General features: G+C 73.4%; 19 protein-coding genes. 9 read left to right on the plus strand and 10 right to left on the minus strand.

Annotated elements, in window-relative coordinates:
• Window positions 1-19 precede the first annotated feature (19 nt).
• Window positions 20-832 carry a riboflavin kinase gene (locus LQU92_RS03050; RefSeq protein WP_230660766.1) on the minus strand — a complete coding sequence of 271 codons (813 nt, stop codon included), beginning with the start codon at window positions 830-832 and terminating at the stop codon, window positions 20-22.
• Window positions 833-908: 76 nt separating this feature from the next.
• Window positions 909-2156, minus strand: a complete 1248-nt coding sequence (locus LQU92_RS03055) for a flavin reductase family protein (RefSeq protein WP_230660768.1) — start codon at window positions 2154-2156, stop codon at window positions 909-911.
• Window positions 2157-2424: 268 nt separating this feature from the next.
• Between LQU92_RS03055 and LQU92_RS03060 the strand changes: the two genes are divergently transcribed.
• The 7 genes from LQU92_RS03060 to LQU92_RS03090 all read left to right on the plus strand — a co-directional run bounded on the left by LQU92_RS03060 (window position 2425) and on the right by LQU92_RS03090 (window position 13011).
• Window positions 2425-4230 (plus strand): iron ABC transporter permease, encoded by a 1806-nt coding sequence (locus LQU92_RS03060; RefSeq protein ID WP_230660771.1) that lies wholly within the window; start codon window positions 2425-2427, stop codon window positions 4228-4230.
• Window positions 4231-4238: 8 nt separating this feature from the next.
• On the plus strand, window positions 4239-5351 hold the full coding sequence (locus LQU92_RS03065) for an ABC transporter ATP-binding protein (RefSeq protein WP_230660774.1): 1113 nt from the start codon (window positions 4239-4241) through the stop codon (window positions 5349-5351).
• A gap of 34 nt (window positions 5352-5385) precedes the next feature.
• Window positions 5386-6498, plus strand: coding sequence for an ABC transporter substrate-binding protein (locus LQU92_RS03070; protein WP_230660777.1), 1113 nt, complete (start codon window positions 5386-5388; stop codon window positions 6496-6498).
• A 153-nt stretch (window positions 6499-6651) separates the two neighbouring features.
• Window positions 6652-7671, plus strand: coding sequence for an MBL fold metallo-hydrolase (locus LQU92_RS03075; RefSeq protein WP_230660780.1), 1020 nt, complete (start codon window positions 6652-6654; stop codon window positions 7669-7671).
• Between the two features lie 263 nt (window positions 7672-7934).
• Window positions 7935-9560: a bifunctional 3-(3-hydroxy-phenyl)propionate/3-hydroxycinnamic acid hydroxylase gene (locus LQU92_RS03080; RefSeq protein WP_230660783.1), complete on the plus strand. Its 1626-nt coding sequence runs from the start codon at window positions 7935-7937 to the stop codon at window positions 9558-9560.
• 41 nt (window positions 9561-9601) lie between these two features.
• Window positions 9602-11605 carry an NAD(P)/FAD-dependent oxidoreductase gene (locus LQU92_RS03085; protein WP_230660786.1) on the plus strand — a complete coding sequence of 668 codons (2004 nt, stop codon included), beginning with the start codon at window positions 9602-9604 and terminating at the stop codon, window positions 11603-11605.
• The gene (locus tag LQU92_RS03090) at window positions 11602-13011 is read left to right on the plus strand and encodes a carboxylesterase family protein (protein WP_230660789.1); all 1410 of its coding nucleotides are present in this window, start codon (window positions 11602-11604) and stop codon (window positions 13009-13011) included. Before LQU92_RS03085 ends, LQU92_RS03090 begins: the two co-directional genes overlap by 4 nt.
• 199 nt (window positions 13012-13210) lie before the next feature.
• Here the strand turns inward: LQU92_RS03090 and LQU92_RS03095 are convergent, their stop codons facing one another.
• The 4 genes from LQU92_RS03095 to LQU92_RS03110 all read right to left on the minus strand — a co-directional run bounded on the left by LQU92_RS03095 (window position 13211) and on the right by LQU92_RS03110 (window position 18656).
• Window positions 13211-14623 carry an MmgE/PrpD family protein gene (locus tag LQU92_RS03095; protein ID WP_230660792.1) on the minus strand — a complete coding sequence of 471 codons (1413 nt, stop codon included), beginning with the start codon at window positions 14621-14623 and terminating at the stop codon, window positions 13211-13213.
• 1 nt (window position 14624) lies between these two features.
• Window positions 14625-16067 (minus strand): MFS transporter, encoded by a 1443-nt coding sequence (locus LQU92_RS03100; protein ID WP_230660795.1) that lies wholly within the window; start codon window positions 16065-16067, stop codon window positions 14625-14627.
• A gap of 143 nt (window positions 16068-16210) precedes the next feature.
• Window positions 16211-17095 carry a VOC family protein gene (locus LQU92_RS03105; protein WP_230660799.1) on the minus strand — a complete coding sequence of 295 codons (885 nt, stop codon included), beginning with the start codon at window positions 17093-17095 and terminating at the stop codon, window positions 16211-16213.
• Between the two features lie 76 nt (window positions 17096-17171).
• Window positions 17172-18656, minus strand: a complete 1485-nt coding sequence (locus LQU92_RS03110; protein WP_230660802.1) for a 4-hydroxyphenylacetate 3-hydroxylase N-terminal domain-containing protein — start codon at window positions 18654-18656, stop codon at window positions 17172-17174.
• A 207-nt stretch (window positions 18657-18863) separates the two neighbouring features.
• Here LQU92_RS03110 and LQU92_RS03115 point away from each other — a divergent pair, with 207 nt between their 5' ends.
• A complete protein-coding gene (locus tag LQU92_RS03115) occupies window positions 18864-19553 on the plus strand; it encodes a GntR family transcriptional regulator (protein ID WP_230660805.1) in 690 nt (229 codons plus the stop codon).
• Between the two features lie 28 nt (window positions 19554-19581).
• Here LQU92_RS03115 and LQU92_RS03120 read toward each other — a convergent pair whose 3' ends face one another.
• Entirely contained in the window at window positions 19582-21168 is a 1587-nt protein-coding gene (locus tag LQU92_RS03120; protein ID WP_230660808.1) for an FAD-binding oxidoreductase, read from the minus strand.
• A 40-nt stretch (window positions 21169-21208) separates the two neighbouring features.
• The gene (locus LQU92_RS03125; protein ID WP_230660811.1) at window positions 21209-22540 is read right to left on the minus strand and encodes an LLM class flavin-dependent oxidoreductase; all 1332 of its coding nucleotides are present in this window, start codon (window positions 22538-22540) and stop codon (window positions 21209-21211) included.
• Window positions 22541-22808: 268 nt separating this feature from the next.
• Here LQU92_RS03125 and LQU92_RS03130 point away from each other — a divergent pair, with 268 nt between their 5' ends.
• Window positions 22809-23711 carry a fumarylacetoacetate hydrolase family protein gene (locus LQU92_RS03130; protein ID WP_230660814.1) on the plus strand — a complete coding sequence of 301 codons (903 nt, stop codon included), beginning with the start codon at window positions 22809-22811 and terminating at the stop codon, window positions 23709-23711.
• A gap of 33 nt (window positions 23712-23744) precedes the next feature.
• Here the strand turns inward: LQU92_RS03130 and LQU92_RS03135 are convergent, their stop codons facing one another.
• Both LQU92_RS03135 and LQU92_RS03140 read right to left on the minus strand, forming a co-directional pair.
• A complete protein-coding gene (locus tag LQU92_RS03135) occupies window positions 23745-24644 on the minus strand; it encodes a sucrase ferredoxin (RefSeq protein WP_308071574.1) in 900 nt (299 codons plus the stop codon).
• Complete coding sequence (locus LQU92_RS03140) at window positions 24641-25858, minus strand: JmjC domain-containing protein (RefSeq protein ID WP_230660817.1); 1218 nt, start codon at window positions 25856-25858, stop codon at window positions 24641-24643. The genes LQU92_RS03135 and LQU92_RS03140 overlap by 4 nt, the downstream gene beginning before the upstream one ends.
• Window position 25859: the final 1 nt, after the last annotated feature.

The following is a 25859-nucleotide window of genomic DNA, read 5'->3' on the forward strand; positions in this document are numbered from 1 at the left end:
GGCTCCGCGGACCCGCGGGTCAGCCGGCCCGGGCCACCGTGGCCGCGAGCATCTCCGCGGTGGGGTAGCGCGAGCGCAGGAAGTCCACCGGCAGGCCGGTGCGCCGGGCCACGAGGTCGTGGGTGGGCCGCCGGCCCTGACGGCTGAGGTCGAGCACCGTGGCCCCGATCAGCTCTTCGCGCTTCCGGTGACGCCGCTCGAGCAGGTGCTGGACCTCCTCGGGGCTGAGCCGCCGCTTGCGGCGCACCGGGTGGCGGCGGCCGCCGGCCGCCCCCTGCTCCGGCGCGCCCGGCGAGGAAGCGGGGGCCCGCCCGTCGTCCCGGCGGGAGGCCCAGGCCCGCACCCCGGTCACGTCGCGGTGCAGCTGCTCGACGAGCTCCGTCGACCCCGCGTACCGCCGCTGCGGCCGGAGCCGCTCGTGCAGCCGGACGAGGACGGTGCGCCCGTAGAGGTCGCCCGTGAAGTCGAGCAGGTGGGCCTCCAGCAGGCGCTCGCCGTCCCGGCCGTAGTAGGTCGGCCGGCGCCCGACCGACACCGCGGCCAGGTGCACCGGTCCGGACCGGTCCGGGTCGAGCTGCACGGTGGCCGCCCAGACCCCGTCGCGCCAGGGCTGGTCGGGCACCGCGACGTTGGCGGTGGGGAAGCCCAGCAGCCGGCCGCGCTGGTCCCCGGCGGCGACGGCGCCCTCGACCTCCCAGGCCGTGGCACGGGACCGGCTCAGCGCGAGGGCGTCCGGTGCGGAGGGCTCGGAGGAGGACGTGCTCGGGCGCGCGCCCGGGGCGGGCGGGCGCGGGGGCACGGCGGTCGGTGCGGCGGTGCGGAGGGTCGTCATGCGGGGCTCCCGTGGTGCTCGGGGTCGGTCGGGGACGGTGCGCCGGTCCCGGGAGGGGACGGCTCCGGTGGTGCGCTCAGGCGTCCCGGAGTCCGGCGGCGGCGTAGCGGGCGTAGTCCTTGCGGGCGGAGGTCCGGAGGGTCTCGGTGACCTCGGCGGCCGCGTCCTGCATGGCGCGGACCCACTCGTGGACGGTGGCGCCGTCCACCGCGGCGGGCAGGTGGCACAGGCGCAGCACCAGTCCCGAGTTGGCGGGCTCGTCGGTGTCCGGGGCGAAGACCGGCACGACGACGCTGGCCGGCGCGATCCCGGTCTCGGAGGTCTCGACGGAGCCGCCGAAGAAGGAGCTCGCGCCGGCGATGGTGGTGCGCACGGCGCGGTCGCGGGCCGGGGTCAGCTCGCCGCCGGCGTACTCGCTCAGCGCCTCGCCGAGCCGCTCGTAGCCCTCGGGGTCGTGGTCCGTGCGGGAGATGGCGTAGCCCTGCTCGCGGACCCGCTGCGCGGCCTCGCGGTAGGCGGTGCTGACCTGCTCGTCCGGCGGGTGGATCCGGGAGACCCAGCGCTCCACCTGCTCCGGGCTCCAGGCCACGGCGGCCTCGCCCAGCGGCGGGATGAGGGGCACGCGCACGCCGATGCGCTCGTCGGCGTCGGTGTCCCCGCCGTAGGAGGTCGCGCCGATCGTCTGGTCCAGGGCGCTGACCTGCACCAGCGCCGCGGCCGAGCAGCCGAACCGGCGCGCGAGCCGGTCCAGCTGCGGGCGGGCGGCCTCCGCGATCCGCACGGCGGAGATCAGCGACTCGTCCACGTGGGCGGACAGCCCCGTGGTGGAGAACCCGCCGTAGCCGCCCTGGAAGAACAGCAGCGGCGTCACCGGCCGGTTCACCGCGATGTCGTCGACGGCCACCAGGGTGATGTAGTGGTCGCCGGCCTCGACCTCCCGCTCGATGCGCCCGTGGATGTGCGCCACGGCGCCGGCGATCACCGGTGCCCCGGAGGCAGAGCGGCTCCACTCGATCTTGGCGAACTTCTCCGGGTCCTTCGAGGCGAGGGTCCGGCAGGCCTGCAGCTGGTCGTGGGCGAAGACGCTGATGCACACCCCGTCCGCCGCCCGCAGCTTCGCGTAGGTGGCGGAGGTCGTCATCGGCATGAAGGAGACCAGCGGCGGGTCCAGCGAGACGGAGCTGAAGGTGCCGACGACCATGCCCACGGGCTCGTCGTCGACCTCGGCGGTCACCACCACCACGCCCGTCGGGTAGTGGCCCATGACGTCGCGGAACGCCCGCGGGTCGAAGGTGGTCGGGGTGTCGAGAGTGCTCTCGCTCATGGCGTTCTCCTCGTGGTGTGGATCGGCGACCCCTCGGCCGACGGTTTGCACTTTCAAGAACAGAATATATTCGTGATACGGATCACGCCACCCCTGGTGCGAACTTGTTCTACTGCCCACCATTCCACGCTAGTGGGGACAAGATTTTTTGAAGTGGATTATGCACAATCCGTTGACAGTGTCATAAATCACACCCAGGATGGGGTTCCAGCACCCGGCCCCGCGAGCTCACGCGGGACGTGCCGGAGACACCCACGGAGAGGCCATCGTGAACCGACTCAGATCGCTCAGCGCACCGCTGCTCGTGTTCCTGCTGTTCATCGGCGCGTTCTTCGGCTACCCGCTGCTGATGCTCGTCTACGGCGCGTTCCGCAGCGGCCAGCCGGGGACCGACGGCGACCTCACGCTCTCGGGGTTCACGAACGCCTACGGGGACCCGGCCACGTGGGAGACCCTGTGGGCCTCCGTGCTCTACGCCGTCGGGGTCCAGACGATCGGCATCGTGGGCGGCTTCGTCTTCGCCTGGCTCGCCACCCGGACCAACACCCCGGGGGCCAAGGCCATCACCGCCACGATGGTCACCATCTTCGCCATCCCGACCCTGTTCTTCGCGATCAGCTGGGGCATGCTCACGGGCCCGACCGGGCTGGTCACCCAGGTCCTCGGAACGGGCGCGGACGGCCAGGCCCGCCTGGACGCGTTCTCCTGGACCGGGCTGATCCTCGTGAGCGGGCTCAAGGGCATCGCGGTGATGTACCTGCTCCTGCTGGGCCCCGTGCGCGCCCTGAACCGCTCGATGGAGGAGGCGGCCCGGCTCTCCGGGGCGAGCCGGCTCCGGCTGTTCGTGGACATCAACATCCCGATCCTGCTGCCCACCCTGTCCGGACTGGCGATCCTCGGCTTCGTGAACTCCCTGGGACAGCTCGACGTCGCCCTCATCCTGGGCGTGCCGGCCGGCATCTACGTCTTCCCGACGCAGATCTACGACTTCCTCGCCACCACCCCGATCCGCTACGACTCCGCCAGCGCGCTGTCCCTGCTGCTGATCGCCATCATCTACCTGCTCGTGCTGGTGCGCTCCAAGGCGCTCGGCAACCGGAACTTCATCACGGTCACCGGCAAGGCCTACCGCCTCGAGCGGGAGGACATCGGCGCCTGGCGGTGGGCCGGCCTGGCCCTGTTCCTGGCCTACGCCGCGGTGGCGCTGCTGCTGCCCCTGGTGCAGCTGGTCATCGGCTCGCTCCAGCCCGTCCTGGGCGTCTCCGGGATCACCCTCAAGCACTACCTCGACCTCTTCGACTCCCCCGACGTCCTGCGGGCCCTGCAGAACACCTTCTTCGTGGGCGTCATCGGCGGGTTCTTCGCCACGGCACTGGCCGTGCTCATCAGCTACGTGGCGCTGCGCAGCACGTCCCGCCTGGCCAAGGTCCCCGAACTCGTCGTCTGGGCCGTCGTCGCGGTCCCCGGCATCGTCCTGGCGCTGGCCATCACCTGGGCCTACCTGAGCGTGCCGGGCCTGAAGAACCTCTACGGCTCGATCTGGATCGTGCTGATCGCCCTGACCATCGTGGTGACGCCGATCGCCCAGCGCGCGACCAGCGGCCCGGTCGGCCAGCTCGGCGTCGAGCTGGAGGAGTCCGCCAGGGTCCACGGGGCCTCCGCCCCGCGCATGATGGGCACGATCGTCGTGCCGCTGATCGGGCCCACCTTCCTGGCCTCCTGGTTCATCACCGGCGTGATGGCCGCCGGCAGCCTGGACATCCCGATCCTGCTCTCCAGCACGCGGACGGAGACCGTCTCGCTGCTCGTCTACAACTACTACACCCAGCTCGGCAACGGGTCGCGGGCCGCCGCCCTCCTCCTGCTCCTGCTCGCGCTGCTGGCCCTGGGCGGGGCGGTCATGCTCGGCATCGGGCGCCTCCTGCGCCGGCGCGCCGAGCGCCGGACCCGGTCCCGCGGCGCCCTGGTGGACGCCGTCCGGCCCGACCCGCAGCCCGAGCGGACGGCGCCCGCGCCCGACGCGGACCAGATCCCCGACGACGCCCGCGCGGTCAGCGCGGCCTCCACCCGATAGGAAGACCCATGGCAAGAGTGAGCATCGAGTCCCTGGAGAAGCGGTACTCCCCCAAGGCGGCGCCGGCCGTGCCGTCGCTGGACCTGCAGATCGAGGAGGGCGAGTTCCTGACGCTGCTGGGCCCCTCCGGGTGCGGCAAGACCACCACCCTGCGCTGCGTCGCGGGCCTGGAGCGCCCGACCGGCGGGCGGGTGTCCATCGGGCACGAGGTGGTCGACGCCCCGGCGGAGCGCCGCCACGTGCCCCCGGAGAAGCGGGACATCGGGATGGTCTTCCAGAGCTACGCCCTGTGGCCCCACATGTCCGTGGCCGCCAACGTCGGCTACCCGCTGCGGATGCGCAAGGTCAGCGTGCCCGAGCGGGCCCGCCGGGTGCGCGACGTCCTCGAGATGGTGGGCCTGGACGAGTACGCGAGCCGCATGGCCACGGACCTCTCCGGCGGGCAGCAGCAGCGCGTGGCCCTGGCCCGCGCGCTGGTCGCCGACCCCCGCCTGCTGCTGTTCGACGAGCCGCTGTCCAACCTGGACGCCCGGCTCCGCCAGGACATGCGCAGCGAGCTGCGCGACATGCACCGCCGCGTGGGGACCACCTCCATCTACGTCACCCACGACCAGGAGGAGGCCGTCTCCCTGTCCACCCGCATCGTCCTGCTCAACAAGGGCCGGATCGAGCAGGTCGGCACGCCGCGGGAGATCTACTGGCACCCCGTCTCGCACTTCGTCGCCGACTTCGTGGGCTACGACAACTTCCTGCGGGCGACGGTCGTCACCGCCGGCGACCACGGCGTCGCCGTCCGCCTGGACGGCACCGACCTGCGGCTGGACTGCCCGGCCCGCGACGGGCTGCGCGAGGGGGACCAGGTCGAGATCGCCATGCGCTCGGCCTCCGTCATCATGGGCGAGCCGGCCGAGGCGATGCCCAACCGGTGCACCGGCACGGTGGTCGACATCGTCTACCTGGGGGACGAGTACATCTACGCCCTCGAGATGGGCCCGCAGCGCTTCTCCGTCTCCCTGCGCACGGCGGAGGTCGCCAACATCTGGCCCCACGGCGCGCCCTCCCGCGGCGACACCGTCACCGCAGCCATCCCGCCGGACTCCCTCGCCTGCCTGCCCCTCTGATCCCGCTCGCCCCACCCTCACGAAAGGTCCATCCATGAAAGCACGCAAGAGTCTCACCGTCCTGGGACTGGCCTCGGCCCTGGCGCTGACCGGCTGCGGCGGGGACGCCCCGGCCGCGGAAGGCCTCGGCCAGCGGGACGGGGTCGACGCGGAAGCCGGCCTCGGCGGTGCGGAGGCCGTCGCGGAGTTCGAGCAGATGTACGCCTCGGCGGTCGAGAGCGGGCAGACCACGATCAACGTCTACACGCCGCTGACGGCCACCTGGCCCGACGTCTTCGAGGGCTTCCAGGAGCGCTTCCCGGACATCCAGGTCGAGCCCCTCCAGATCGTCGGCGCCGAGCTCGACACCAAGGTCTCCCAGGAGCAGGCCTCGGGCCAGCGCATCGCCGACGTGGTCATCACCGGCGACACCGGTGCGGTCTCGCTCGCCGACCGGGACTACTTCTCGGAGTACCGCCCGTTCAACGCCGAGGAGCTCACCGGGGATCCGCAGTTCTCGCTCGGGACGGGGACCCTGACGGCGGTCTCGGCCTCCCCCCGCGGGTTCGTGTACGACACGCGCCAGGACGTGGGCCTCGTGCCGGAGAGCTGGGAGGACCTGCTCGACCCGGCGCTGAAGGGCAGGATCACCATGACCGACCCGGCCACGGACGGCGGCGGGATGCAGTGGGCCGACCTCGTGCTCAACGAGGAGTCCCTCGGGAAGGAGTACCTCGAGAAGCTGGCCGGCCAGGACGTGGTCATCTCGTCCAACACCGCCGAGTGCCACAACGCCGTGGTCCAGGGGCGCGCCTACGTCTGCCTCATGGGCGCCATGGGCAACTACCTGACCCTGACCGGGGACGGCGCGCCGGTCGAGATCACCTACCCCGTCGAGGGCGGCAACTGGGCGACCTACTGGTACGCCGGGGTCGTCGACGGCGCCGAGAACGCCGACGCGGCGAAGCTGCTCACCGCCTGGCTGAACAGCCCGGAGGCCAACGGGATCAAGGCCGAGGCCGGCCACGGCCCGGTGACCAACGCCGAGGACGTCGACCTCGAGTTCGAGAACCCGGCGGACGTGCCGCAGCTGCCGCGACCGGACCTCGCCGACGTCGCCGACCGGCAGAAGTCCAGCCAGCCGGTGATCGCGAGCATCTTCGGCTGATCCCCGCGCAGCGGCGGCGGGACCACCGGGTGCCGGTGGTCCCGCCGCCGCTGCGCACCGGCCCGCCCGCACCGGGCCACCCGCACCGACGCCGCCGCCCGAGGCGCGCACCCCGGACCGGCGCACCGGCCGGCCGGCGAACAGGAGAGCACCGTGGAACACGATCCCGCGCACGGCATGCGCGTCGTCACCCTGGGCACCGCCGGGGGCCCGCTGCTGCGGCCGGCACGGGACACTCGCCACCGCAGCGGCATCGCCACGGCCGTCGTGGTCGACTCGGCCGTCTACCTGGTCGACTGCGGGCACGGCGCGGGGCTGCGCCTGGCCGAGGCCGGGCTGTCCGTCACGGACCTCCGGGGCGTCTTCATCACCCACCACCACTCGGACCACACGATCGACCTCAACTCCCTCATGGTCCTGGGCGGGCTCGCCCTCCGCGGCCACCCGGAGCGGACCGTTCCCGTGCTGGGACCGGGCCGGCGCGGGACGCTCCCGCCGGCCTCCGGCCCCGGGGAGCAGCCCGACCCCGTCTTCCCCGACGCCCCGACGCCGGGGACCGCGGACCTGGTCGAGCTGCTGCTGCGCGCCCACGCCACCGACCTCAACGACCGCCGGCGGGACTCGCGCGCACCGGACCTCTCCCGCGTCTTCCGCGGCGAGGACATCGTCCTCCCGTCCCACGTGGGCTTCCACCCCGACGAGGCGAACCACCCCGAGATGGAGCCGCTGGAGGTCTTCCGCGACGACCGCGTGACGGTCACCGCCACGCTGGTCCAGCACCGGCCGATGGCGCCGGCCTTCGCCTTCCGCGTCGACTCCGCCCACGGGTCCGTCACGGTCTCCGGGGACACCGCGCCCAGCACGAACCTCGTCCGCCTGGCCGCAGGGTGCGACCTCCTGCTCCACGAGGCGATCGACCTGGAGGCCGTGGCCGGCAGCTACCGCGCCCCCGCGCAGCAGGACCTGGAGGCCAGCATGGGGCACCACCGGCGGGCGCACACGACCCCGGAGGACGCCGGGCGCATCGCGACGGCGGCCGGGGTCCGGACCCTGGCCCTGCACCACCTCGTCCCGGCCCACGCCCCGGAGGAGACCTGGCTGCGCGCCGCCGACACGTTCGCCGGGGAGCTGCTCGTGCCCGCGGACGGGGAGTCCATCCCGGTCCGACGCTGAGCGCCGCCCGCGGCGAGCGGCTTCGCACGGGCCCGGGCGCGTGCTGCGGCGGGCGCCGGACGAGGCGACGAGCCCGGCGTGCGTCGACCCGATCCAGGTCGCAAAGAATACATTCTTTGTTGACCTTTACACGATGACTAGTTTATTGTGATCGCAGATGTGATGTGCATTACCCCCTCTCCGCCCTGCCGGAGCGCGGGGAGCGGCAGCGGACACCCGTCCGGCCCCGGACACCGGCGGGCCGTCGACGCCAAGGAGGCACAGTGGAGAACCGATTCGACCCGGAGCGGAACGTCATCGTGGTGGGGGCCGGCCCCGTCGGCCTCACCGCCGCCCTGCTGCTGGCCGAGGCCGGCGTGCGCACCACGGTCGTGGAGCGGTCCACCGCCCCCGGCGACCTCCCCCGTGCCATCAGCCTGCAGGACGAGTCGTTCCGGATCCTCGAGCAGATCGGGATCGCCGAGGACCTCAAGGCGGAGTCCCTGCTGGACACCGGCAGCCGCTACTTCGGCCTCGGCGACCGCCTGCTGGCGGAGGCCCGGCCGATGCCCTCGCGGCTCGGCCACCCCGCCAAGACCCAGTTCGACCAGCCGGTGCTCGAGCAGCTGCTCTTCGACCGGGCGCTGGCCCACCCGCGGCTGGAGGTCCTGCTCGGGACCGAGGCCACGGAGCTGTCCCAGGACGCCGAGGGCGTCACCCTGGAGGTGCGCACCCCGGACGGCCCGCGCACCCTGACCGCCGGCTGGCTGGTCGGGGCCGACGGCGGGCGCAGCTTCACCCGCTCCGCCGTGGGGATCGACCTGGTCGGCACCACCCAGCCCCAGCGCTGGATCGTCATCGACCTGCTCAACGAGACCGCGCCGCGGGACCCGTACGCCGAGTTCCACTGCGACGGCCGGCGCCCCTACGTGCTGGTCCCCGGGATCAAGGGCCGCCTCCGGCTGGAGTTCATGCTCTTCGACCACGAGGACGCGGACGAGATGACCTCGCCGGCGCAGATCCGGGAGCTGATGCGGCCGTTCCGCGCCGAGCTGGATCCCGCCGACGTCCGGCGGGCGGCCGTGTACGTGGCCCACCAACGGGTCGCCCGCTCCTACCGCGCCGGCCGGGTCTTCCTGGCCGGGGACGCCGCCCACCTCATGCCGCCCTTCGCCGGGCAGGGGCTCAACGCGGGCCTGCGCGACGCCTCCAACATCGCCTGGAAGCTCGTCGAGGCCGTCCGGGGCGGTGCCACGGACCGGCTCCTGGACACCTACGGGACCGAGCGGCGCACGCACGGGGCCCGGATGATGGTCCTCTCGCGCCGGATCGGGGCCGTGGTGATGGCCACGAACCCGGTCGCGACCCGGGTGCGCGACGCCGTCGTCCAGCTGCTGCGCAAGGCGCCCCCGGTCCACGAGTTCCTCGCGACCATGCGGTTCGTGACCCCGCCGGACTACACCGGCGGCGTCGCCGTGCCTCCGGGCGAGGGCTCCCCCGAGCTGCCCGGGATCACGGTGGGCCGGTCCCTGGCCCAGCCCGTGGTCACCGACGCCTCCGGCGGCTCGGCCGGCCTCGACGCCCACCTCGGACGCGGCTGGGCGGTGCTCGCCCTGGGCGCCGAGCCCGGGGACCTGGACCCGTACTTCGCCCGGATCGGCGCCACCGTGCTCCGCCTGGACGGCCCCGGGGCCCCCGCACCCGCCGAGGACCGGGACGGGATCGTCCGCCTCCGGGAGGAGCGGGCGGTCCTCACCGCCGGCCTGCCCGCCGGGCCCGTGCTCGTCGTGGTCCGTCCGGACCGCTACGTCGCCGCCGTCCTCGCCCCGACCGAGCAGGCACGGGTCGTCGAGGTGCTGCGCACCCACGTCGACGACCGCGTCCGCGCCTCGCGCCAGCTCACCGCCTGACCGGCCGCACCAGGCCGCCCACCGCCGCACCAGGAGGACCGATGACCGCTCTCAGCACCCCGCTCACCGCCCAGCCCACCCACGGCGACCTGTACTGGACCGACGAGTTCCCGCCGATCACCGAGGACGACGAGACGCTGCGGCGGATGGTCGCCGGGGCGGAGGCCCCCGTGCTGCTGGCCGCCCTGGCCGCGGCGCTGCGCGACACCTCGGTCCTGCCCCCGGAGCTCTCCCCGCCCCTGCCGCCGATGGGCACGGCGCTCCAGCCCCACGGCGGGCTGACCCCCGAGCAGGTGGAGCAGGCCCGGGCGCTGGCGTTCGAGGGGCTGCGGCGGCTGCGCGACGAGGGCGTGCGGACGCTCGAGCCGCTGACCCCCGAGCAGGCGGACACGCTCCTGAACTGGTTCACCGGCGGGCGCACGGAGCGCGACCCGGCCTGGATGGGCCAGCTCAAGCACGAGTTCACCCTGGCCCCCGACCGCAACGGCTCCCCGGACTGGCACTACGAGGACTACCGCACCGACCCCGGGGCCGAGCCGTTCGAGACGCTGATCGTGGGGGCGGGGATCTCCGGCATCGCCGCCGCCCACCGGCTCCAGGATGCGGGCCTGCCCTTCACCTGGATCGAGGCCTCGCACCGCGTGGGCGGCACGTGGTGGAAGAACCACTACCCCGGGGTGCGCCTGGACACCCCCACCTACGGCTACAGCTTCTCCTTCGCCCAGCGCACGGACTGGCCGCACCAGTTCGCCCAGGGCCACGAGGTCCTCGACTACCTGGAGACCGTGGCCGAGCGGGCCGGGTTCGCCGAGCGGATCGAGCTGAACACCTCGCTGGTGCGCGCCGTGTGGGACGAGGACTCCGCCACGTGGTCGGCCACCACCCGCACCCGCGACGGCGCGGAGCAGGTCCGCCGGTTCAACGCGGTCGTCACCGGGGTCGGCCAGCTGGACCACCCCCACATCCCCGAGTGGCCGGGCCAGGAGGGCTTCCGCGGCGCGCAGATGCACTCCCAGGAGTGGGACCACGGCGTGGACCTCGCCGGCAAGCGCGTCGCGGTGATCGGCACCGGCGCCAGCGCCTACCAGATCGTGCCGGCGATCGTGGGCGAGGTGGAGCAGCTGTACCTGTTCCAGCGCAGCGCGCCGTGGATGCTGCCCGCCCCCACCTACCACGACCCGATGTCCGAGACCGCCGACTGGCTGCACACGAAGGTCCCCGGCTACGGCCAGCTGTTCCGCCTGTGGGTCACCGCCGGCGGCATCGACGGGCGCCTGCACATCGCCACCGCCGAGGAGGGCTGGGAGGGCGCCCCGCTGAGCGTCTCCCGCGCCAACGAGGAGTTCCGCCGGGCGATCGTCCGGCGCATGGAGGAGCAGTACGCGGGCCGCCCGGACCTGCTGGAGAAGGCGATCCCGCAGTACCCGCCCTCGGCCAAGCGCATGCTGCGGGACAACGGCGTGTGGGCCGCGGCGCTGCGGGCCCCGCAGACCGAGGTGATCTCCGAGGGGCTCGAGTCCTTCACCCCCGGCGGCCTCGTGACCGGGGACGGCCGGGAGCTCGACGTCGACGTCGTCGTCTACGCCACCGGCTTCCGCCCCTCCGACTACCTGGACCCGATCGAGATCGTGGGCCGCGGCGGGGTCGAGATCCACGACTACTGGGGCGGGGACGCCAAGGGCTTCGCCGGCATCACCGTGCCGAACTTCCCCAACTTCTTCATGCTGATGGGCCCCAACACCGGGGGCGTGGTGGCCGGCGGCCTCCACTTCATGATCGAGCGGGCCGCCGAGTACGCGGTCGAGGCCGTCCACCAGCTCCTCGAGCGCGGGGCCCGGGCCCTGGACCTCAAGCAGGAGGCCCTGGACCGGCACATCGCCTGGGTGGACGCCGAGAACTCCCGCATGACCTGGGGCCAGCCCTACGTGCGGACCTGGTACAAGAACCGCTTCGGCCGCGTCTCCCAGGTCTGGCCCTTCCGCACCACCGAGTACTGGCGGATCACCCAGGACGTCGCGGCGGACGACTACGAGTTCCTGCGGTGAGCGCACCCGGCGTCGACGTCGTCGTGCGCTACGCGCAGCCGGCGGAGCCCGGCGACCGGTTCGCCGAGGCCGTGGCCCCGGACGACGACGGCGCCCCTGCCGGCGCGGAGCCGCCCGCGGCGTTCCCGCAGCGCCCCGGCGCCCTGGACGCCCTGCTGGGCGGGGCCAACGGCGAGCTCGCCCGGAGCGGGATCGCGTTCCAGCTCCGGGTCCAGGCCCCGGCCGGCGCCGAGGGGCTGCCGGTGGTGGTCTTCGTCCCCGGCGGCGGCTTCCTCTCCGGCACCGGCCACGCCCGCTGGTTCACCTCCCCCGCCCTCGTGCAGGGCGGCCCGGTCGTCCTCGTGACCGTGAACTACCGGCTCGGCGTCCTGGGCCACCTCGGCCCGCGCGGGGACGCGCACGAGTCCCAGCGCCCCCTGCGGGACCTGCTGCAGGCGCTGCGCTGGGTGCGGGACGGGATCGCCGCCTTCGGCGGGGACCCGGACAACGTCACCCTCGCCGGGGACTCCGCCGGCGCCTGGTACGGCTACGCGCTGGCCGCGCACCCCGGGGCCGCGGGACTCTTCCGCCGCCTGGCCCTCGTCAGCCTGCCGTGGGAGCCGCCGCTGACCCCCGAGGCCCTGGAGCAGCGGTGGCGCCCGGTCGCCGACGCCCTGGCCGGCTCCGGCGGGTTCGCGCAGGCGCCCCTCGAAGCCGTCCTCGACGCCCAGCAGGAGCTGTCCCGGGCCTTCGCCGGCCGGGGCATGGCCCTGATGCCCGCCGCCGGCGGACCGGTGGGCGAGGACCTGCACGACTACGGGGCCTCCGCCGCGCGCCTGCACGTCGAGTCGCTGCTGCTGCTCTCCACCGCCGAGGAGGCCACGGCCTTCCTGCGCGCCGCCCCCGAGGAGGCGTTCCCGCCGGCGGCCGTGGACGGCTACCTGCGCTCGCGCTTCGCGGACCCGCAGGCCGCGGCCGCCTGGATCGACCGCAAGCGCCCCGGGGCCACCGGCAAGCAGCGCATGGCCGAGGCGATGACGCTGCACCAGTTCCGACTGGCCCACCTCGAGCTCGCGCACGCCGCCGTCCGGGCCGGCCTGGACGTCCACGTCGCCGGGTTCTCCGTGCCGAGCCCCCTGCCGGGGGCCGGCAGCCCGCACTGCATGCCGCTGCCCTTCCTCTTCGGCGAGCGCGGCTGCTGGGCGGACGCCCCGATGCTGGAGGGCCTGGACCCCGCCGTCTTCGACGCCACGGCGGGCGCGCTGCAGGAGTGGTTCCTGGGCTTCGCCCGCGACGGGCGGCCCCGGGCCGGCGGCCGCCCGGTCCCCGGCTTCGACCCGGCCGCACCCCGGCGCCTCGAGTTCGACGGCGGCGCCCCGGCCCTGCGGGCCCCGGCCGAGGAGCACCTGGTGGCGCTGCGCCCCTGAGGGCCCACGGCAGGGGCAGCTCCGCACACAGCGCCCTGCACGGCGGAAGGAGGGGGGGCGGGACCGGTCGGTCCCGCCCCCCTCCTTCCGCCGTGCCCGAAGCACCGGGCGGCACCCCCGGTGCACCCGGACCGGCACGGCTGCGGCCCCGGCCGGCACGTGCACCGGGCCGGGGCCGCAGAACCCGCTCACCGGGCGTTCAGCGCTCCGGGACGAAGCAGCCCGTCAGCGCGCCGAGGTCCTCGAGGTCCTCGAGGTGCGCGACCAGCTCCGCCGCCCGCTCGGCGCGGGCGGGACCGATCCGGCCGGAGAAGGCGGTGTTGAGCCGGTACTTCTCCAGGATCTGCGCCTCGGACAGCGGGGCGTGGTGGACGTCCCCGCGCGGGGTGTCGACCCGCTGGCGGGCCACGGTGCCGTCGCTCAGGTGCAGCTCGACCTCCGCCGTGAGCACCTCGCGGTCGTCGAGGCTCCCGCGGATCTCGACGACGTCCAGCAGGGCCCGGACCCGGGGGTCCGCCACGACCTCCGGCCCGAGGTGCTCGGGGCGGACCGTGCCGAAGACCAGTGCGGCGGCCGCGGTGTAGCGGATGCTGAAGGCCGCGGAGACCTCGGGGCACTCCCCCGGCTCGAAGGGCTGGCCCACGAAGCCGCCGGCGGTCCGCGGCGTCACGTGCACGACCACCTTCTCGATCCGCTCCGGGTCGACCCCGCCCTCCTCGACCAGCCGCACGCAGGCGTCCAGGGAGGGGTGCGCGGCGCGGCAGCACGACCAGGGCTTGATCACGGCGTCCGCGTAGAACTCCTCCCCCAGTCGCTCGAGCATCACCTCCGGGTCCGGGTCGGCGCAGTAGGTCTGCAGGAACCCGAACCGCCCGCCCAGCGGGTCCTCGGGCCCGGTCGTGCCGGCGGCGGCCAGCTCGGCGGCGGTGATCGCGTTGCGCGCCGCGAAGGCCATGGGCAGCGTGAAGGCGCTCGCCCGGTCGAAGATGGCGGCCACGGTGCCGGCGAGCTGGTTGACGGCGATGCCGAGCGCGTGCCGGGTGCGGGTCTCGTCCAGGCCCATCAGCAGGCAGGCGACCACGGTGGCGCCCACGCCGTTGACGGTGCCCGTGTTGTCCTGCCCGGAGTAGACGTCGAAGCCCGAGCCGAAGGCGAGCCGGGCGGCGATGTCCTCGCCGGCCAGCAGGGCCGTCAGCAGCGCCCGGCCGTCGGCCCCCTCGCGCTCGCCGACGGCGAGGGCGACGGGCACGGTCGTACCCGTGAGGTGCGCGGCGACCTGCCGGCGCCCGGGTCCCTCCGCGCCGACCGGCTCGAAGTCGAACGAGCGCATGAGGGCCGCGTTGAGCATCGCGGCGTGGTGGGCCGGGATCCGGCGCCCGTCCCCGAGGACGGGCGCGTCCGGGCGCCCGCCCCAGCCGACGACGGTCTCGACCAGCCGGCCCGTGCCCTGGGCGCGGTGGCCGGCGGCGGTGTTGCCGAGGGCGTCGAGCACCCGGTGCCGGGCGCGCTCCAGCACGGAGGGGCCGAAGTCCTCGAACCGGACCCGGTGGGCGTGCCGGACCAGGCGGTCGGTGAGGGTGGCCTGCGCGGTGAGCTGCCCGTCGCCGGCCATCTCAGGCCTCGTCCCCGGGGGTCCCGTGGCCGGCGCCCACGCTCTCCCGGGGGGCGCGGCGGGTGGCGATGCGCTTGGTGGCCTTGAACCGGGCGCGCTCCAGGTGGGTGCTCTGCATGCCCTCGGCGCCCTCGGGGACGCGGCGGATGCAGATCAGCCCGGCCACGAGCACGGCGACCCAGAAGACGCCGACCAGCGGCAGGCCGCCGGCGATCATCAGGCCTGTGACGATCATGGGCGTGAAGCCCGCCCCGAGCGTGGAGGCCAGCTGGTAGGACAGCGAGGCGCCGGTGTAGCGCACGCGCGGCGGGAACAGCTCGGAGATGAAGGCCCCGATCGGGCCGGCGAGGATGCCCTGGACCAGGCCGTTGCCGATGAGGATCGCCGCGACGAACAGCCAGGGGCTGCCGCTGGTGAGCATCACGAGGATCGGCCAGGCGAGGACGATCCCGGCCGTGGCGCCGATGGTGAGCACGGTCCGGCGGCCGATGCGGTCGCTCATCCGGGCGGCGAGGAAGGAGACGGCCACGGTGACGACCGCCGCGACGCCCTTCCAGTTGAGCACCCACTCGCGGTCGATGCCGTTGTTGACGGCCTGGGCCACGCCCCAGGAGGTGAGGATGCCCTGGCAGGCGTAGAAGCCAAGGCTGGCGACCAGGGTCAGGCCCACGGTCTTCGAGTGCCGGGCCAGGATCTCGCCCAGCGGGGTCTTGCGGGTCTCCTTGACCTGCTCCGCCTCGGCGGACAGCTGCTGGAACACCGGCGACTCCGCCACCTTGAGGCGGATCACCATGCCGATGGCGATGAGCACGGCGCTGAGCAGGAACGGCACGCGCCAGCCCCACTCGAGGAACTGCTCGCCGGTCAGGGCCGAGGTCGCGGAGACCACGAGCGTGGCCAGCAGGCCGCCGGCCGGGCCGCCGGCGTTGGCGAAGGCCGCGGCGAACCCGCGGCGGGAGGCCGGGGCGTGCTCGAGGGCCATGAGCGTGGCCCCGCCCCACTCGCCGCCCACGGAGATGCCCTGCACCATGCGCAGGAGGACCAGGATCACCGGGGAGATCCAGCCGATCACGTCCGGGGTGGGCAGCAGGCCGATGGCGATCGTGGCGGCGCCCATCATCATCATCGAGACCACGAGCATCTGCTTGCGGCCCATCCGGTCGCCGAAGTGCCCGAAGACCACCCCGCCGAGGGGCCGGGCCACGTACCCGGCGGCCAGGGTGCCGAAGGAGGCGAACAGCGCCAGGGCCGGGTCGAGGTTCGCGAAGAAGACCTTGTCGAAGACGATGGCGGCCGCCGTCGCGTAGAGGATGAAGTCGTAGTACTCGATGATCGAGCCGAGCATGCTGGACCCGAGGACCCGGCGCAGGTCCTTGGTGTTCAGGGTGTCGGGACGGGACGGCGATCCGCCGGGGACCGCGGGGTTCTGGTGCTGCTGAGACATGGGCTCCGACTTCCGGGTGCCGCGGTGGCACCGGGTGGACCCGCCGCTGCCGGGCCGGAGGGCCCGGGCCGGCGGCGAGGACGGCTGGCAGGGGAGGTGGCGGGCGCCGCGGCTCGTGGCCTGCGCCCGGGGAACGGGTCGGGTCAGACCGCGGTGAGGCGGCGGACCACGGGCGGGATGCCGAAGTCGCGGAAGTCCAGGGGGCGGTAGTCGCTCCACATGTTCCACCAGTTGTCCTCGGGCCCCCACAGGACCGGGTCCCGGTTGTCGTCGTAGATCTGCTCCAGGTCCGTGTACAGCTCCACGACCGCTCCCGAGTGCTCGACATAGTACGCCGCGATGTTGTGGCCCGCCCCGTGGCGGACGGGCCCCCAGATCAGCTCCCGGCCGGCCTTGTGCAGCCGGTCGCCGAGCTTGGCGAGGTCGGCCACCGACTGGGTCTGCCACGCGTGGTGGTGGAAGGTGCCCTTCCCGGGCAGCAGGGCGATCCCGTGGTGGTCCGGGTTGCAGCGCATGAAGTAGGCGTAGTCGTCGCCGATCACGTCGGAGAGGCGGAAGTCCAGGACGCGCTGGAGGAACTGCATCATGGAGCGGGTGTTCCGGGGGTGGAAGTTGAGGTGGCCGTAGCGGTCGGGCCCGAAGCCCTGCCGCGCGGCCACGTCCGCCTGCCGGCCGACGGTGATCTCGAAGACCCACCCCTCGGGGCCGACGAAGCTGAAGCCGTCCTCCACCCCGGCGGTGCGGGGCCGGTCGGCGAGCACCTCGAGGTTCTCGTCCTCGACGCGGCGCCGGACGGCCTTCAGGGCGTCGCCGTCGCGGGCCACAAGCCCGAGGGAGTCCACGCCGTTGACGTCCGACTCCCGGTAGACGAGCTCGTGGTGGACGTCGCCGGCGGCCAGGTAGACGGCGTCGCCGGCCTGCTCGGTGACGCGCAGCCCCAGCAGCTCGGTCGCGTCCCGCACGGAGGCCTCGACGTCCGTGGTCTGGATGCCCACGTGCCCCATCTCGCTGATCAGTCCCCAGGACATATCTGCTTCCTCAATTCCTTGTCGTGCCTCGTCGGTCCCGGCGCGCGCCACGGCGCGCCGGTCCGCTCGGCGGGGTTCAGTGGGCGACGGCGACGGGCTGCGGCAGGGCGGCGTCGTCGGCCTCCGGGACGCCGGCCTCCTCGAACAGGGCGCGGTAGGCGCCCGTCTCGCCCTTGGCCTGGGCCTTGCGGTGGTCGAGGCCGCGGGCCCGGCCCACCGAGCCGAGGTAGAAGCGCTCGTAGAGCTCGTTGCGCGAGCCCAGGGCGGACCCGGCGAAGTCCCAGGCGGTGCGGAAGATCCGTGCCCGCTCCCGGGCGGAGATGCCTTGGGCGCCGGGCAGGTACTTCTCGACCAGCGGGCCCAGCCGGGGGTGGTCGAAGGCCGCGGCGGTCGGGGTGGCCAGGAGGTTGTGCGAGCCCAGGGTCTTGATGATGTCGTTCACCCGCGCCATCCAGATCGGCATCATGGTGCGCAGCGACGAGATGTCGTCGTGGCAGAACCAGGCGCCCCCGCCCCAGTCCGAGGACCGCACCTCGGCGGAGTGGACCACGGCCCGGGCGATGCGCAGGTAGGAGTAGATCTCGCCCAGCATCGCGGCCGTCTCGGGCTTGGCGTCGGTGCCGGTGACCTTGGCCATCTGCACGCACAGGTCGTACGCGAACTCGAGCTTCACGCAGGCCCGGATCGCCGTCTGCTGCTGGGTGTTGCCGGTGGCGGTGCCGCCGTTGAGGCGGTTGTAGACGTCGAGGTTGCCGTCGATGAACACCCGGTGCCAGGGCACCAGGACGTCCTCGAAGATCACGACGGCGTCCTGCTCGTCGAAGCGGGCGGAGAAGGGCCGGTCCACGACCTCCATGTCGACCACGTACGGGTCCCGGCACACGGAGACCACCCCGGGGGTGCTGACGGGGATCGCGAAGGACACGGCGTGGGCCTCGTCCCCGGGGCGGATCGGGGTGGCGGGGTAGACGTAGAGCTCGTCGGCGATCGGGCCGAGGGTCGCGAGCATCTTCGCCCCGCGCACCACGAGGCCGTCGACGGTGCGGTCGACCACGCGCAGGGTGAGGTCCTCGTTGACGCCCTCGAACTCGCCGGTGGACTTGTCGATCGCCGCGTGGACGATGGTGTGGGTCAGGGCCAGGTCGCCCTCGATCACCTCGCGCTGGTAGGCCGCGAGGCGGTCGTGGAAGACCGGGTCGCCGTACTGCTCGAAGATGTCGCGGCGGGCGACGTGGCCGGCCAGCACCACGTTGACGTAGTCCGGGGTCCGGCCCAGCATGCCCACCGAGTAGCGGGCGAGGCGGTCGAAGGCCGTGTGCCGGCGCTCGAGGTCCTGCGCGCTGCGCGGCAGCAGGTGGGAGACGTTCATCTGCCCCCCGCCCGGTGCGGGCATCAGGACGTCGTCGGCGTGGGCGTGCTGGTAGTCGAAGTAGCCCGCCATCCCCTCGATGGACCGGGCCAGCGCGGGGTGGGTGGTGATGTCGATCCGCTCGTCGCCCAGCCACACCTCCCGCCCGTCCTTCAGGCCGGCCGTGTACTGAGCTCCAGTCCTGGCAGTCATGTCGTCTCCCGTGGTCTCTGCGGTGCATTGTGAGCTTGAAAATATTTTCTCTGCGGTCGAGTCTACGATGGCTCTGTGATGCACGCAATAGTCGGTGCTGCATTCATGAAGACATTCTGGGCGCAGAATGCAGAAGCTCCGCCACGGGAAGACCGGTCGTTTTTCGGGTGCGGTGTACATGATCCGCGCAGAACGTAGACTGGGCGCATGGCCAAGAGGACAGACGCGGAGACGCTCTCCAAGCACATCCGGGACGAGCTGCGCACCAACATGCTCAGCGGGCGGTGGGCGCCGGGCGACCGGCTCCAGCTCAACCAGATCTCGGAGCAGTTCAGCACCTCGTCCACGGTGGTGCGGGAGGCGCTCACGCGCCTGGCCGGCGAGCGGCTGGTGGTCCTGCGCCCCAACCGCGGCTTCTTCGTGCCGACCCTGTCCCTGGACGAGCTGCGCGACATCACGGAGCTGCGCTGCGTCAACGAGCAGTTCGGGGTCACCCTGGCCATCGAGCGCGGGGACCTGGCGTGGGAGGGCGAGCTCATGGCCGCCCACCACACGATGGAGCGCACCCCCAGCCGGGACGCGGAGAACCGGCTGACCGCCGAGTGGGCCGCCGCGCACCAGGCCTTCCACGCCCAGCTGCTGGCCGCCTGCGGGATCCCGGTGCTCATCGACCTGACGAACACGCTCTCCGACCTGGCCCAGCTCTACAACTGCTGGGCGACCTCGGCCACGAACTGGACCGGGCGCGACCTCAAGGCGGAGCACCAGGCGATCCTCGACGCGGCCCTGGCCCGGGACGCGGAGGCCACCTCGAGCCTGCTGGCCGAGCACTACCGGGGCACCCTGGAGGCGATCGCCCGGCTCGGCGTGGAGGTGGGCCTGCCGGCGTCGGCGTGAGCGCCGCCCGCCGGCAGGCCCGGCGGGCTCAGCGGCCGTCCCGGTACCGGGCGGGCCACACGCCCTGCTTGCCCGGGGCGAGGATGCCGGCAGGGTCCACGGCGTCCTTGAGCCGCTCCTGGAAGCGGAGCACGGCGTGGTCGTTGAAGTCGAACCCGGCGGCGATGCGGTCCATGTAGTCCACGTGGCTGCGGTAGGGCGCGTAGCCGCGGCGGCGGGCGGCGTCGAGCAGGCGCTCGTACAGCTCCCGGGCCCGGCCGAGCATCTCCTCGTTGTCGTTCTCGAAGTAGATCATCGTCACGTGCACCATGTGGCGCGGGTACAGGTGGTAGCCGATGTAGAGGTCGAAGCCGTACTGCGTGTAGAGCTCCTTGACCTCCTGGTAGAACTCCCAGACCTCCTCCCCGCGGGCGGGCAGGATGGGGGCGGCGTCGATGTGCCCGCCGTTCTCGGCCACGTAGTTGATCGTGTCCAGGGGCTTGAGGGTGGGCACGCCGGCCATCTGGGTGCGGTCGCGGTCGGCGATGTCCGCGTAGGCCACCCGCGCCCCCTCGGCGCCCTCGTAGAGCCGGGCGGTGACCGTGAAGCCCTCCAGGTCCGCGAAGCGCTCCCGGATGATCTCCAGGCGGCGCTCGGCCATGCCCTTGTCCCCGTAGATGCCGAACTTGGCGTTCCACTGCCCGATGCCCAGCTCCTGGCGGATCTCCTCGAGGCGCTCGGGCGGGATGGAGCCCTCCCCCTCGTACCAGCGGGAGCGCGGGCCGTTCATGGTCACCGCGCGCACCACGTTGCCGCACAGCGCGTTGTTCTGGATGACGTCCTCGCGCCGCAGCCGGGTGAGGACGTCGATCAGCTGCGGCAGGTCCTCCTCGCGCTCCACGGTGACCTCGCCGTTGACGTAGACCTCCGGCCACGGCATCAGCCACAGCCCGATCTGCGTGACGACCCCCAGGTTGGACTGGGTGAACAGCCCGTCGAGCGTGGGCCCGAAGCCGCCCTGGAAGATCGGCCCGAGGTCGGTGCCGTCCATCGCGCCCATCCCGGTGCGCAGCAGCTCGCCGTCGGGCAGGACGACCTCCATGCCGCAGATCTGCTTGGAGTGGTCGCCCAGCGGGGTCATGCCGTAGCCGCGGTCCAGCGCGTTGCCCAGGACCGAGCCCCAGCCCAGCGCCGGGACGGAGAGCCAGACCTTCAGGCCGCGCTCCTGGATGTGCTCGAACAGGTCGAAGAACGTCACCCCGGGCTCGACGACCGCGTAGCACAGCCGGTCGTCGACCTCGAGGATGCGGTTCATCCGGCCGAGGTCGAGGGCGACCGTGGCCCGGTCGCGCGGTTCCGGCCCGCCGTAGCCGAGGTTCTTGCCCCGGGAGAAGGTCCACAGCGGGGTCCCGGTCTCGTTGGCGAGCCGCACCAGGGCCTGGACCTCGGCGGTGTCCGCGGGCCGCACCCCCGGCCAGGGCGACCGGCCGGGCTGCAGCGGGTAGGGGTCCCGGTAGCCCTCGGTCGTCTCCGGGCGGATCACGTGCTCGGCCCCCACGATCGCCTCGGCCCGCCGCAGGAAGTCCTCCCGGGCGTCCTCGACGTCGAGGCCGGGCCCCACGGACAGTTCGGTCATTGCACTACCTCTCTCGGATGGGTGGTCGGGCCGGGCGGGCTCAGGCCGGCAGGAGCGTCGGGGAGACCTCGGGCAGGCCGAGGTTCTCGCGCAGCGTGGTGCCCTCGTACTCGGTGCGGAAGTACCCGCGGTCCTGCAGCTCGGGCACGAGCTTGTCGCAGATCAGCTTGAAGCCCCCCGGGTTGAACGGGGAGTTCAGGTTGAAGCCGTCGCAGGCCTTGGACTCGAACCAGTCGACCATCCGGTCGGCGACCTGCGAGGGGGTCCCCGCCATCCACTGGTGGCCGGTGGAGCGGGCGAGGTCGACGATCAGCTCGCGCAGCGTCATGCCCATCTCCACGGACTTCATCCGGTAGATCGTGTAGCGGCTGCCGTAGGCGTCGTCGTCGCGGAACCACTCCGCCGGGATGCGCTCGTCCCAGTCCAGGGAGGACAGGTCCATGCGCAGGTCGGCGCCGACCTGCGCCCGGCCGTTCTCGAGGTGGACGTGGCGGCCCAGCTCGTCGGCCAGCTCGCGGGCCTCCGCCTCGGTGTCGCCGAGGATCGGCAGGATGCCCGGGACGATCTTGACGTGGTCCGGATTGCGCCCCTTGGCCTTGGCCATCTGCTTGAACTTCGCATAGAACTCGATCGAGGGCTGCTTGTTCGGCTGCGCGGTGTAGATCATGTCGCCGATCGAGGAGCCCAGCTCCATGCCGGGGCCGGAGGAGCCGGCCTGCGCGAGCACGGGGTGGCGCTGCGGGCTGGTGGGCATGTTCAGCGGGCCCTGGACGCGGAAGAACTCGCCCTCGTGGTCGATCGGGTGCAGCCGGGCCCGGTCCAGGTACTCCCCCGACGCACGGTCGGCGATCACCGCGCCGTCGTCCCAGGAGTCCCAGAGCCGGCGCACCACGTCGACGAACTCGGTGGCCCGGCGGTAGCGGGTCGCCGGGTCCGGGGCCTCCTCGATCCCGTAGTTCCGGAAGCCGTCGGAGGAGGTCACGATGTTCCAGCCGGCGCGCCCGCCCGACATGTGGTCGAGGCCGCACAGCTGCCGGGCCACGGTGTAGGGCTCGGAGAAGGAGGTGGAGATCGTGCCCACCAGGCCGATGTGCTCCGTGCGGGCGGCGAGCGCCGCGAGCACGGTGACGGGCTCGTAGAAGCCGTTCATCTTGATGTCCCCGCGCAGCAGCGTGTTCGCGTGGACGACGTCCCCGAAGAAGACGGCGTCCAGCTTCGCGGCCTCGGCCATCTGCGTGAGCTCGAGGACGAAGTCGAGGTTGCCCAGCTCCTCCGCCCGGCTGCCGTCCATGCGCCAGCTGTCCTTGTGGTACCCGGCGGGGAGCATGAAGGTCGTCAGAACCATGTGCTGGGCCGGCGTGGGAGTGCTCATCAGCGCTCGTCCTTTCCAAAGAGTTCGAAACCCCTCCCGGCGTCGAGCGGGAACGGCGTGGCGCGGGGCCGCTGAGATCGTCATCACACAGCATGTCCCACTCGACGACATTTTTCCAGCGTTCGCGCACTATCGAGCAAAGAATATTTTCTGCTTGCCAAAGGCGTACGAGCGTGACTAGCGTGAGGCCCACGTCACTGCGCGGCACCACGCCCTTCCCGAGGACGGTGCGGGGACGCACGCCACCCGAACCCGATGGGAGAACCCTGTGAACTACGTCAGCTTCTCGACCCCGGACGGCACCGCCACCTGGGGCGTGGCCGAGCGCGGCACCGTGCACGACCTCGGCCCGACCGGCAAGGACCTGGCCCCCTCACTCCACGCGGCGGTGGCTGCCGGGCTCTTCGGCCGGCTGACCCCCGCCGACCTCGAGGGCGCCCCCGTGCACGCCGAGGAGGACGTCGCGTTCCTGCCCTGCCTGACCGAGCCCGGGAAGATCATCTGCATCGGGGTCAACTACCGGACCCACCAGGAGGAGTCCGGCAAGACGGGCCAGACGGCCCCGACGGTCTTCACCCGTTTCGCCGACACCCAGATGGGCCACCTCGCCCCGGCGGTCAAGCCCGCCTCGACCGGCAAGTTCGACTACGAGGGCGAGATGGCCCTGGTGATCGGTAAGGAGGCCTGGCACGTGGCCCCCGAGGACGCCTTCGACCACGTCGCCGGGTACGCCAACTACAACGACTTCTCGGTGCGCGACTGGCAGAAGGCCGCCAGCCAGTGGATCCCGGGCAAGAACTTCCCGGCCACCGGCGGGTTCGGCCCCTACCTGGTGCCCGCCTCGGACGTCGGCGACGTCCGCGAGCTGACGCTCGAGACCCGCGTCAACGGCGAGGTCCGCCAGCACGCCTCGGTCGCCGATCTCTACTTCGACATCCCCACGCTGATCGCCTACGTCACCGGCTTCACCCGGCTGCGTCCCGGCGACGTCGTCGTCACCGGCACCCCCGGCGGCGTCGGGCTGTTCTGGGGCGAGGACGGGCTGCTGAACGCGGGTGACGAGGTCGAGGTCGAGGTGACGGGCCTGGGCGTGCTGCGCAACACCGTGGTGGACGAGCCCGCCGCGGACCCCGCCTCCGAGGAGGCCGGCTCCCTCGCCCACGCCGGCTGAGCCCGGGGCCGAAGGCCCCGGCCGCGCGCACCGTCAGAGGACGCGCAGCGCGGTGAGCTCGTAGACCCGGGCCGAGCTCGGGGCCGTCCCGCGGCAGGTCAGCCGGTGCGGCGGGGCGGCCCGGGAGCACAGCTCGACCTCGACGGGACCCGGCCCGGACGGGCGCCCGGAGAGGCGGATCCGCCAGCGGCCGCCGTCGCGGGCGGTCCCGGTCACCGTCCAGTCGTGGCGGCCGGCCGGGCCGAAGCGTCCGAGCGCGGCCGCGACCGCGGCCTGCTGCGGCGGGTAGAGGTCGGTGTAGCCGCGCAGGTGCTCCGCGCCGATCCGGCCGGCGAGGTGCTCGGCGACCGTGGTGACGGCGGACTCCGCGTCGAGGCCCCCGTAGTAGACGCCGTCGGGGACGACGACGACGTTGGGGGCGAACCGGTCACCCCCGACGTGCGAGCACTCCCAGACCAGCTCCGGCCAGCGCTCGTCCAGGGCGTCCGCCACGGGGCGGCCGCGCACGGCGCAGCAGGGATCGTGCTGAGCGTGCGCGCAGACCAGCACCACCGGCGGACGGCCGGTCTCCCCGGGGCCGTCCAGGGCCGCGACGATGCCCGCCAGGTCCTCGTCGCGCCGCCACGTGCCCCAGTGCTGACGGTCCTCGCCGGAGCCGTCGTGGCGCAACACGGCCCACCGGGCGGGGCCCGCCTCGTGCCGGCGGCGGCCGTGGCGCCGGACCAGGAGGATCCGGGCCCCCGCGGCCTGGGCGGCGGAGACCACGCGCGCCTTCGTTCCCGGCTCGAGCTCGAGGCCCTCGAACCCGTTCACCGGCCAGCCGCCGCGGTGCTCGACCAGGACCCAGGCCAGCCCGCGCGGGGCCGTGCCCGCCATCGGGTCCCCGCGCTCCCGGGCGGCCTCGGCGCAGAAGAAGCGCTCCTCCGCCGTCACGGCGCCGTCACGGGGGCCGCGGGCACGAGCACGCCCGCGCGCAGCAGTCGTGCGGTGAGCTCGGTCCCGAGCTCCCCGGCGGTGCGGACCCCGCCGTCGAGCAGGCGGGCGACGGCGGGCAGGTCGGCCTCCGGGAGGTCGAGCCACCCCACGCGCGTGCTCAGGCGCGCTCCCTCCAGCCGTGCCTCCAGGGCGCCGCGCAGCCGGACGGTGGATCCGGGGTCCAGGCCCTGGACCGCCGCGAGCTGGGCCAGCGGTCCCAGCGGGGCCGGGCGCCCCTGGCCGCGCCGGGCGCGGTGGAAGCGCGGGGTGGGGTCGGCCGCGGCGAGCGCGGCGGCCAGGCGCTCCCGGACGGTGTCCAGCTCCGCGTCCGGTCCGTCGACGCCCAGGGGCAGCGACCGGCGCATGGCGGGGTCCTCGGCCAGCAGCGCCAGCGCCTCCTGGGCCAGCTGCTCGGCCAGGCCGTGGCGGGTCCAGGTGTGGATCCCGAGCGTGAGGTGGACGGAGACCGCCCCCTGCGCCTGAGCCGCGTGCAGCCAGCCGCGCGGCAGGTAGAGGGCGTCGCCGGGCTCGAGCACGACGTCGAGGTGCGCCCGGCCCTTCGCGGCCTCGGCCACGGCGGCGCGGCGGCCGGTCCACGGCTGGTCCCGCAGCGGGTCCGGGTGCACCGGCTCGTGGAGGACCCAGCGCTTGGTCCCCTCGATCTGCAGGACGAAGACGTCGTGGACGTCGTAGTGGTCGTCGAACCCGCGGTTCTGCGGCGGGGTGACGTAGGCGTTGGCCTGCACCGGGTGCCCGAGCTCGCCGCTCAGCGCCGCACTGAAGGCCGCGACCGGCTCCCACGTGCGGTGCAGGGCCTGCAGCACCAGCGTGGCACCGTCGGCGAACTGCCGCCACAGCGCGGTGTCGTCGAGCTGATCCGCAATGGTGGCGCCGACGCCGGCCGGCGCGGTGAAGGAGGCGTCGGGGAACGTCGAGCCGTCCTTGGCCACGCGCAGGAAGGGCGTGCGCAGCCCGCGGCGCGAGATCAGCTCGTCGACGGCCCCGGCGGAGAACAGGTCGGCGAAGCCCTCGACCCTGCGGGTGAGCAGCGGTTCCCGGCCCCAGACCTCGCGGGCGAACCGCTCCCGGCCGATGTCGATCAGACGGGTCTCCAGGACCCCGGAGCCGTCAGGGGCTCCGGGGTCCTGCCCGTCGGTGGGGAGACGGTCCACG

This window comes from Kocuria sp. LUK (assembly GCF_021012935.1).
GTDB lineage: Bacteria > Actinomycetota > Actinomycetes > Actinomycetales > Micrococcaceae > Kocuria > Kocuria flava.

Coding starts and splice junctions, on each gene's coding strand:
- LQU92_RS03095 (WP_230660792.1), bottom strand. CDS start 14,623: ATGGCCGGCGACGGGCAGCTCACCGCGCAGGCCACCCTCACCGACCGC.
- LQU92_RS03105 (WP_230660799.1), bottom strand. CDS start 17,095: ATGTCCTGGGGACTGATCAGCGAGATGGGGCACGTGGGCATCCAGACC.
- LQU92_RS03115 (WP_230660805.1), top strand. CDS start 18,864: ATGGCCAAGAGGACAGACGCGGAGACGCTCTCCAAGCACATCCGGGAC.
- LQU92_RS03065 (WP_230660774.1), top strand. CDS start 4,239: ATGGCAAGAGTGAGCATCGAGTCCCTGGAGAAGCGGTACTCCCCCAAG.
- LQU92_RS03050 (WP_230660766.1), bottom strand. CDS start 832: ATGACGACCCTCCGCACCGCCGCACCGACCGCCGTGCCCCCGCGCCCG.
- LQU92_RS03120 (WP_230660808.1), bottom strand. CDS start 21,168: ATGACCGAACTGTCCGTGGGGCCCGGCCTCGACGTCGAGGACGCCCGG.
- LQU92_RS03110 (WP_230660802.1), bottom strand. CDS start 18,656: ATGACTGCCAGGACTGGAGCTCAGTACACGGCCGGCCTGAAGGACGGG.
- LQU92_RS03055 (WP_230660768.1), bottom strand. CDS start 2,156: ATGAGCGAGAGCACTCTCGACACCCCGACCACCTTCGACCCGCGGGCG.
- LQU92_RS03085 (WP_230660786.1), top strand. CDS start 9,602: ATGACCGCTCTCAGCACCCCGCTCACCGCCCAGCCCACCCACGGCGAC.
- LQU92_RS03100 (WP_230660795.1), bottom strand. CDS start 16,067: ATGTCTCAGCAGCACCAGAACCCCGCGGTCCCCGGCGGATCGCCGTCC.
- LQU92_RS03125 (WP_230660811.1), bottom strand. CDS start 22,540: ATGAGCACTCCCACGCCGGCCCAGCACATGGTTCTGACGACCTTCATG.
- LQU92_RS03070 (WP_230660777.1), top strand. CDS start 5,386: ATGAAAGCACGCAAGAGTCTCACCGTCCTGGGACTGGCCTCGGCCCTG.